Here is an 8,677-nt window from a genome sequence, read left to right on the forward strand (position 1 = left end):
CCCCAAGTGACTACGGGAATGCTCGCGGAACCAGCCGCGGCTAGCCCGGCGCCGATCGAAGAGAACGGGAACACCATGTCAACGATGGCATGCGCGCCCAGCTGCGCAAAGTTCTGGATGGCGGCGTTGGCTTGGTCTGCATTGCCCGCCGCGTCGACCACGGTAACTTTCCAACCGAGTTCGTCGGCTGCTTTGGTCGCGCCCTGGATATAGCGGACATTGTTGGCTTCCGTGGCGCTGATCGACACGATGCCGAGCAGCGGCTTGTCGGCCGCGCTGGCGTGCGCGCAGGACAATGCCAAGGCCACGGCGAAAACGCCGAATGTCAGGTTTTTCATTGTTCTCTCTCCCTTGTGAGGTTGGACGCGCATCTTCAGATTCAAAGCTGATAACCGCCTAACCGTTTCGGTAGATTTTCCCATCTTAGACGGCTTCGCAAGAAAATTCGTGCAAAGAAGCACAAAATAGGCGAGAGATTGGCGCCAAGATACAGCTAAACGATTAGCTAAGAGAGCAGATGGCCACCATAAAAGACGTCGCAAGAGCTGCCGGTGTGTCGACGGCGACGGTGTCCGCGGTCGTCAACGACACTGCCTATGTGAGTCCGGAATTGCGGGGTCGTGTGCTTGCCGCGGTTCGCGACCTTCGCTACGCGCCCTCGTTGGTCGCGCGGAATCTACGCAGCGGGCGCAGTCAGCTGATCGCGCTTGCCGTGGCGGATCTGGCAAACCCGTTTTACGCCCGCATCGTCACGGCAGCCGAGGCGGCGGTCGCCGCCTGGGGCTACTCTCTCGTCCTGTTCAACAGCGATGAGAAGCCTGATATTGAAAAACGCATTCTTTCGCGCATTCGAACACTAGGATGCGATGGGTCGGTCCTCGTTCCGGTAGGTCCCGAAAGCCAATACCAACGAAGGGATTTCGAGGGCGGCGTGCCGGTGGTCCTGCTTGGCCGTTCGATCGGAGATGCCGGTGTTGATACCGTCACGATCGACAATGTGTCGGCCGGCAAGCAGGCAACCAACTACCTCCTGGACCTTGGCCACCGCGAAATCGGATCCATAACGGGGCCAACGCAATTAACGACTGGCAGCGGCAGGCTGCAAGGCATGCTTGAGGCAATGGCCGCACGCGGCCTCGCTCCGAAAACCGGGCATGTCCGTTCCGGCGAGTTCCGTGAAGACACAGCCTATTCAGTCGCGCGAGACCTGCTTGGACAGTTGGCCCGGCCCACGGCGCTTTACGTCGCCAATGGCGTCATGGCAATTGGAGTCATGCGAGCTGTCGCCGATCTTGGCCTGCGCTGTCCCGAGGACATCTCGATCGCATCGACCGACACAGTCGCTGGAGCAGGCGGGTTGAAGCCGCGGCTTACCCGTACAGAGCATCCCGTTGCCGACATGACAAACGAAGCGCTGCGCATGCTAGTCGATCGCATCGAAGATAAGGTCACCTTGCCGGCGCGCAATGTCGTCTTCCAGCCCGCGCTGGTGGTTGGTGAAAGTTGCGCCCCAGTTAGATAGAATGCCCCAGTTAGATAGAATGTTGAGTTGCGAACCAGGGTACTTCGATGAGAGACCCTCCACCTTTCGTCGTCGAGGTCACGACGGGCCTGGAGTGAGCGCGGCGAGGACAGCCGGTCGGGTTCACCTACCTCCTATTTCGCGACAAAACAGCGTCCATGATATAAATCAATTTGGCGTCGAAAAAAACAATAGCTTGGATCGCGTAGCGGTCCCAGCCTGCGCTACCACAAAATAGTTGACCAATTTCAAAGACTTAAAGATTATAGCTTAGCTGGCTTGGGGTCAGTGCATCCTATCGACGTGTACCATTCTGGTACCATAGGGAGGTCGTCCAGCTATGCCCCCTATGACGGTCAACAAAATTTGCGGCAAGCTGGGAGCGAACCCTGCCGACGATGTCGGCCGTCGTTTTGCTTGAGATCTTTGCGCAGCCAAAAATGCCGGCGTCCACTTGGCCAAGACGGATACTCCAGCGTTCAGCGGGCGTTGCGACTCCAGTGCGTACCGCCTCGTTTCAGCAGCCCTGCATGAGGCGATCTCGAATCATCGCTGCAATCGGGATCGCCGAGGTGGCGGCGGGGGAAGGCGCGTTGCAGACGTGCAGCATGCGGTCCGTTTGTGCGAACAGGAAATCATGGATGAGGGCACCGTCCTTGCGCACGGCTTGCGCGCGGATGCCTGCTTCGTGCGGGAGCAGGTCGGCGAGCTTGAGGCTCGGACAGTATTTCCGGCACTCCTCCAGATAGCCTGGCTTCCAGAGCGAGTTGCGGAGTTCCGTTACCGCAGATCCGCGGTTGGCGAACACGGTTTTCCAGAAGCCGGGAAACAGCGCGTAGTCGGCCATGTCCGAAACGTTGAACGAAAGCCGTGGATAGCCTTCGCGGGCAAAACCGATAACGGCATTCGGCCCGACCGTGACGCTGCCGTCGATCATCCGCGTCAGGTGCACGCCAAGGAAGGGCAGGGCTGGATCCGGGACGGGATAGATCAGATGGCGGACAATGTCGTTCTTCGATGCGGGAAGGCGATAGTATTCGCCGCGGAAGGGAACGATGCGATGCTCGATCGAAAGCCCGGCGAGCACGGCCAGCCGGTCCGATTGGAGACCGCCGCAGACCACCAGTTTTTTCGCCTGCCAGTTTTCGCCGGCCGACGCGATATCGACGGAATCGATGACTTCGCGAATGCCGGTGACGCGCGTCGACAGGCGGATCTCGCCGCCGAGTGCCTTGATACGCCGCCCCATGGCCTGGCAGACATCGGCATAGCTGACGATGCCGGTCGAGGCCACGAAAAGCGCGCCGAGACCGCGGATGTTCGGTTCCCGCTCCTTCAATTCACCCTCGCTGACGCGCTGGACTTCGATCGTGTTCTGCTTCGAGCGTTCGTGGAGTGCCTCCATGCGCTGCACTTCGAGTGCGGAGGTGGCGACGACCAGTTTGCCGCAGACATCGAAGCGGATGCCGTTCTCCTGGCAGAAGGCCTTGGTGGCGTCCGCGCCTTTGCGGCAGAGCTCGGCCTTCAGGCTGCCTGGCGGATAGTAGATGCCGGCATGGATGACACCACTGTTGTGGCCGGTCTGGTGCTTGCCGAGAGCCTCCTCTTTTTCCAACAGGATCAGGCTGCAGCCGGGATATGTTTCCAGCAGCCGCATGGCCGTCGCCAGGCCGACGATGCCGCCGCCGATGACGCAATAGTCGAAAATCATGGTTGTAGCCTTTGCCTGCCCGATTATGCGTGCGCGGTCTGACGATCGCCATAGCCGAAATAGGCCTCTTCCAGCGCATGCCCGTCGGCGAGCTCGCTTGCCGAACCCTCCAGCGCGACATGGCCGTTGCGCAGCACGTAGACGCGGGAAGCGAGGTCGAGAATGCGGGCGGTGGACTGTTCGACGACGAGCAGGGTCAGCCCGCTGGCGTTAAGCTGGCGGAGGCTTTCGTAGACCTGGTCGATCACCAGCGGCGCAAGGCCAAGCGACGGTTCATCGATCATCATCAGGGACGGTCGCTGCAGGATGGCGCGGGCGATGGCAAGCTGCTGCTGCTCGCCGCCGGAAAGGTGGCCGGCAACGCCGCGGTAGCGGGTCCTGAGGATCGGAAAGATTTCCAGGACCCGGTCCAGATCGGCGGCGGCTTCGGCCTTGTCCTTGCGGATCATGCCGCCAAGCAGCAGGTTTTCCCGCACCGTCAGTGTCCGGAAGATGCTGCGGCCTTCCGGCACAAGTGCCAAGCCTTTCCTGCACAGCTTTTCCGGCGCCTGGCCGGCGATCGACTCGCTGTTGAAGGCAAGCGTGCCTCCGGTCGGCGCCATGAGCCCGGAAATTGACTTCAGAAGCGTGGATTTGCCGGCGCCATTGGGGCCGACGACGAAAATGATCTCGCCTTTTCTGACCTCCAGATCGATCGATTTCAGGGCAGCAAGCCGGCCATAGCCGGCGGTTAGGCCGCGTATTTCAAGCATGTCGTTCCCCTTTGACGGTCTGTGGGCGCCGATCGAACTCGGAACGGCCCGCCGCATTTTTGCCGTTGACAAAAAAAATCTAACCCGCATTCTGTCTTCTGTCCACAGAGGACTATATGCAAAATAATTGAAGCGGTGCCTTGCTCACCGCCAAGGGGAACGACGATGAAATCTGTTGCTGTGGCCGCTTCGGCCGCAATCGCCCTTCTGTTGCCTATGACCGGCGTGCGTGCCGAAGAGCCGATCAAGATCGGTTTCGCCATCGCGGAATCCGGCTGGCTTTCGAACTACGACAGCGCGCCCTTCAAGGCGGCGGTCATGAAGATCGAGGAGATCAACAAGGCTGGCGGCCTGCTGGGACGCCAGATCGAGTATTCCGTCATGGACACCAAGACGGACCAGGCCCGCGCTGCAACCGTCGGGGCGCAGCTCGTCGATGGCGGCGTCGACATGCTGGTCGTCTCCTGTGACTACGATTTTGGCGCCCCGTCGGCGCTTGCCGCCAAGCAGGCGGGCAAGATCGCCTTCAGCCTGTGCGCCGCCGATCCGAAAATGGGCGTGCAGGGCGTCGGCCCGCTCACCTTCACCGCCAACAGCGCGGCGCAGTCGGAAGGCATCGCGATTGCCGAATATGCGCAGAAGAAGATGAATCTGAAGTCGGTCTACGTGCTTGAAGACCTTACGATCGAATACAACAAATCGGCCTGCGCCGGATTCCGCGCGGCCTGGGCCGCGGGTGGCGGCGAGGAAACGATCCTCGGCAATGACACCTTCAAGAACGACGACCCGTCGATCGCCTCGCAGATCACCCGCCTCAAGGGGCTTGCAAGGCAGCCGGACGCGGTCTTCGTCTGCTCGTTCACGCCGGGTGGCGCCTCTGCCGTGCGCCAGCTGCGCGCCGCCGGCATCGACCAGCCGATCCTCGCCAACACGGCGATGGTCGACAATTATTGGCTCAACGCCGTACCGGGCCTGAAGGATTTCTACCTGCCCGCCTTCATGTCGCTTTACGGCGATGATCCGCGGCCGGAGATGAACAAATTCCTTGAAAGCCACAAGGCGCGTTACGGCGAGCCGCCGGTCTCCTCCTACTCGGTTCTGGGCTACAGCCTCATCGAGCAGTGGGCGTATGCGGTTGAGCAGGCGAAGACGACTGAATCCGAAGCGGTGGTCGGCGTCATGAACGCCTTCAAGGACCAGCCGTTCACGGCCGGCCCGACCTCGTTTAGCGATCAGCTGCATATCCAGGTCGACCGCCCCTGGCTGATCATGAAGGTCGAGAACGGCTCCTTCCATGCCGTCGAGGTCTACCGGAACTCGTTCAAGCCGGACATGAAGCTCCTGTTCCGCGTCGGTCAGTAACCGGCTGCGATCCGCCGGCCGCATGGTGGTGCGGCTGGCGGAACCAAATCTCCTGGCAAATTCATAGTCGAGCTTACGGATAGGTCTCGCCCGGTATGTCACGTCCATCGAAAAGATCGGGATCGAGAGAACGGCTGGAGGCGCGCGGTGTTGCCGTCGCCTTTGGCGGCATCCGGGCGCTCAGCGGGGTCGACCTCGAACTCAGGCGCGGCGAAGTCCTCGGCCTCATCGGCCCGAACGGCGCCGGCAAGACGACCATGGTCAATGTGCTGAGCGGATTCCAGCGGCCGACGAGCGGCAGCATCCGCCTTGACGGCATCGACGTCTCGCGGCTGACCGCCCGGAAGATCGCCCAAGCCGGCATTGGCCGCAGCTTTCAGGCGGCGCGGCTATTCCGCACGATGACGGTGGAGCAGAACCTCTCCGTTGCGGCGATCGGAAGTGGGCTGTCTCGTCGGGAGGCCCGCGAGCGGGCGCTCGACATCCTCGACTGGATGGGCCTCGCCATGAAGGCCGACCACCGTTGCAACAGCCTTTCCTATGGCGACGAGCGGCGCGTCGGCATTGCCCGGGCACTCGCCTTGCAGCCGTCCTTCGCGCTGCTCGACGAGCCGGCCTCCGGGATGAATGACGCGGAGTGCGAGGCGCTGATGGAGGTCATCGCCGAACTGCCGGGCCGCTTCGGCTGCGGCGTGCTGCTGATCGAACACAACATGAAGGTGATCATGGGGGTGTGCCAGCGCATCCATGTGCTTGACGGCGGGCAGAGCCTCGCCGAGGGCTCGCCTCAGGACATCCGGATGAATCCCGCCGTTCGCCGTGCCTATCTGGGCGAAAAAGCGGCCGACAGCACCCTCGCGATCTAGGACCGGACGCCATGGCCAACATCGTTCAAGTTCTCGTCGACGCCATTGCGCTGGGCAGCCTCTATGCCCTTGTCGCGCTGGCGATCGGCCTCGTCTTCGGCGTCATGCGGCTCGTCAATTTCGCGCAGGCCGACTATATTACGATCGGCGCCTATGCGCTGGTCGTACCGACAGCGAGCGTCACGCCGCCGCTGCTGCTCGGCGCGCTGCCCGCTGCCCTCATGATTGGCGGCGTGCTTTTTGTGGTTGTCGTGCTGGCGCTGCTGACGGAGCGTGTCGCCTTCCGGCCGTTGCGCAATTCCAACCCGTCGACGCTGCTCATCTCCTCCTTCGCCGTCAGCTATTTCCTGCAGAACCTCGTCATGCTCATCCATACCGGCCGGCCCAAATCGGTTGGCATCGGGCAGAGTCTCGCAAATGCGGTGGAAATCGGCGGCGTGCGCGTTCCGGGCGTGCAGCTCCTGACCATGGGCGTCACGGCCGGCCTGCTCGTCGCGCTGGTTCTCTTTCTCAAGAAGACACCGCTCGGCATCCAGATGCGGGCGGCGGCGGAAAACTTCCAGATGGCCCGTCTGCTCGGCATGCCGGCGAACCGGGTGATCGCACTCGCCTTTGCTATTTCGGGCCTGCTCAGCGGCGTGGTCTCCCTGCTGCTCACGATCCAGACCGGCACGCTCGACCTGCGCATGGGCCTGATGCCCGTCGTCTATGGCTTCTTCGCCACCGTCATCGGCGGCATGGGCTCGCTGCCTGGGGCCGCACTCGGCGGGTTCCTCGTGGGTGTCGCCAGCGTGCTCCTGCAAACCTACCTGCCGACCGATCTACGCCCCTTCCGCGATGCCGGTGTGTTCGCGCTGGTCATCCTGATCCTTCTCGTCCGCCCGCAAGGCCTCATCGTCACCAGCGCCGCGAAGGAACGTGTATAATGAAGATGCCATCTCTTGCCGCGATCGGCCGCTTCTGGTTTCCGGTGCTGGCGCTCGTCGTGCCGCTTGCGCTCATCGTCGTGGTCACCGGCCACTTCGGCGGTCTGTCCCTGCAGCGCACCGTCATCGAGATGCTGATCAGCATTGTCATCGTCGTCGGGCTTTACGTCTTCGTCGGCAATTCCGGCATCATTTCCTTCGGCCATGCCACGTTCATGGCGATCGCAGCCTATGCCTCGGCCTGGCAGACCTGCTGCGAGATGCTGAAGCCGATCACCATGTCCGGCCTGCCGCATTTCCTGCGCGACCAGAGCATTCCGCTGCTGCCGTCCGCCATCGTCTCGGTGCTGCTCGCCGGCGCCGCCGCTTTCCTCACCGGCCTCGTCATCATGCGGCTCACGGGCCTTGCGGCGTCGATCTCCACGCTTGCGGTGCTCTTCATCCTGAACGTGGTCTATTCCAACTGGGACAGCGTCACGATGGGCTCTGCGTCGATCGTCGGCCTGCCGACCTATGTGACGGCCTGGCTAGCGCTTATCTGCGCCGTTCTCGCGATCGTCGTCGCCTATCTCTACCAGATTTCCGCCTTCGGCCTTGCGATCCGGGCGACGCGCGAAGACGAGGTCGCGGCCGCCGCGTCGGGCATCTCGCTCTACTGGTCGCGGCTCATTGCCTTCACGCTCTCGGGTTTCCTGGTCGGCCTCGGCGGCGTGTTGCAGGCGCACTACCTCGGCACCGTGTCGATCAACAACTTCTTCCTCAGCTTCACCTTTCTCGCGCTCGCCATGCTCATCGTCGGCGGCATGGGCAGCCTTGCCGGCGCGGTGGTCGGCGTCGTCGTCATCACGGCGATGGTCGATATCTTCCGTCGCCTCGAAGGCGGAATTTCGATCGGCGGCCAACAGTGGTCGCTGCCGGCGGGCACGCAGGAACTTATCATCGCGGGCTTTATGCTGTTGATACTGGTCTTCCGCAAAGACGGGATCATGGCAGGTCGAGAAATAGGCCTGCCGCAGCGGCTACAGCGCGATAAGGGGCTCATCAATGGCTAACAATCTCTTCAATACGGATGAACCGATCGGCATCATCGACCACCGGATGCTGTCCGACCAGGTTTCGACGTTACTCGTGCGTGAACTGATCTTCGGCCGGCTCCAGCCCGGCCAGCGCATCAACGAAGCGGAACTGGCCCGCCAGCTGGGGATCAGCCGCAATCCCATCCGCGAGGCGATCCGCCGGTTGGAGGAGCGCGGCCTGCTCGTCGCGGTTCCCCGCAAGGGCACCTTCGTTCGAACCTTCCTGCACAGCGATATCGATGAGATCTTCTCCTTCCGCATCGTCGTCGAACGTTTTGCGATGGAACAGGCGCTGCCGCAGATGACGGACGCCGACATCGACCGCATTGCCGGTTTCGTTGATGCCATGGTCGCGGCCGCCAATGCCAATGACGAGATCGCGCTGGTCGAAAACGACCTCGCCTTCCACCTCGAGATCTGCCGGCTCTCGAAGAATCGCCAGACGCTGCACGCCTTCACCAA

At 62.1% G+C, this 8,677-nt stretch carries 8 protein-coding genes and 1 pseudogene; 6 read left to right on the forward strand and 3 right to left on the reverse strand.

Translation table 11 applies throughout. The annotated features are described in order from the left end of the window. Positions 1-383: pseudogene (locus EN955_RS32330) on the reverse strand (hypothetical protein); the annotation flags it as partial. Positions 384-517: 134 nt separating this feature from the next. Between EN955_RS32330 and EN955_RS32335 the strand changes: the two are divergent. Next, positions 518-1,522 (forward strand): LacI family DNA-binding transcriptional regulator, encoded by a 1,005-nt coding sequence (locus tag EN955_RS32335; protein ID WP_024502238.1) that lies wholly within the window; start codon positions 518-520, stop codon positions 1,520-1,522. 517 nt (positions 1,523-2,039) lie between these two features. Here EN955_RS32335 and lhgO read toward each other — a convergent pair. Next, on the reverse strand, positions 2,040-3,230 hold the full coding sequence (lhgO, locus tag EN955_RS32340; RefSeq protein ID WP_245265314.1) for an L-2-hydroxyglutarate oxidase: 1,191 nt from the start codon (positions 3,228-3,230) through the stop codon (positions 2,040-2,042). 26 nt (positions 3,231-3,256) lie between these two features. Next, positions 3,257-3,985 carry an ABC transporter ATP-binding protein gene (locus EN955_RS32345; RefSeq protein WP_024502240.1) on the reverse strand — a complete coding sequence of 243 codons (729 nt, stop codon included), beginning with the start codon at positions 3,983-3,985 and terminating at the stop codon, positions 3,257-3,259. Between the two features lie 165 nt (positions 3,986-4,150). On the opposite strand from EN955_RS32345, the gene EN955_RS32350 reads away from it, so the two are divergent. The 5 genes from EN955_RS32350 to EN955_RS32370 all read left to right on the forward strand — a co-directional run. Next, positions 4,151-5,347 (forward strand): ABC transporter substrate-binding protein, encoded by a 1,197-nt coding sequence (locus tag EN955_RS32350; RefSeq protein WP_024502241.1) that lies wholly within the window; start codon positions 4,151-4,153, stop codon positions 5,345-5,347. A 95-nt stretch (positions 5,348-5,442) separates the two neighbouring features. Continuing rightward, positions 5,443-6,213 carry an ABC transporter ATP-binding protein gene (locus EN955_RS32355; protein ID WP_024502242.1) on the forward strand — a complete coding sequence of 257 codons (771 nt, stop codon included), beginning with the start codon at positions 5,443-5,445 and terminating at the stop codon, positions 6,211-6,213. 11 nt (positions 6,214-6,224) lie between these two features. Next, complete coding sequence (locus tag EN955_RS32360) at positions 6,225-7,139, forward strand: branched-chain amino acid ABC transporter permease (RefSeq protein ID WP_024502243.1); 915 nt, start codon at positions 6,225-6,227, stop codon at positions 7,137-7,139. Next, complete coding sequence (locus tag EN955_RS32365; RefSeq protein WP_050580427.1) at positions 7,139-8,191, forward strand: branched-chain amino acid ABC transporter permease; 1,053 nt, start codon at positions 7,139-7,141, stop codon at positions 8,189-8,191. Before EN955_RS32360 ends, EN955_RS32365 begins: the two co-directional genes overlap by 1 nt. Further along, positions 8,184-8,677 (forward strand): GntR family transcriptional regulator (locus EN955_RS32370; protein WP_164769945.1); only part of this gene is annotated, 494 nt, incomplete at its 3' end. The genes EN955_RS32365 and EN955_RS32370, both read left to right, overlap by 8 nt.

Source organism: Mesorhizobium sp. M7A.F.Ca.CA.001.04.2.1, assembly GCF_003998485.1.
Lineage (GTDB): Bacteria > Pseudomonadota > Alphaproteobacteria > Rhizobiales > Rhizobiaceae > Mesorhizobium > Mesorhizobium ciceri.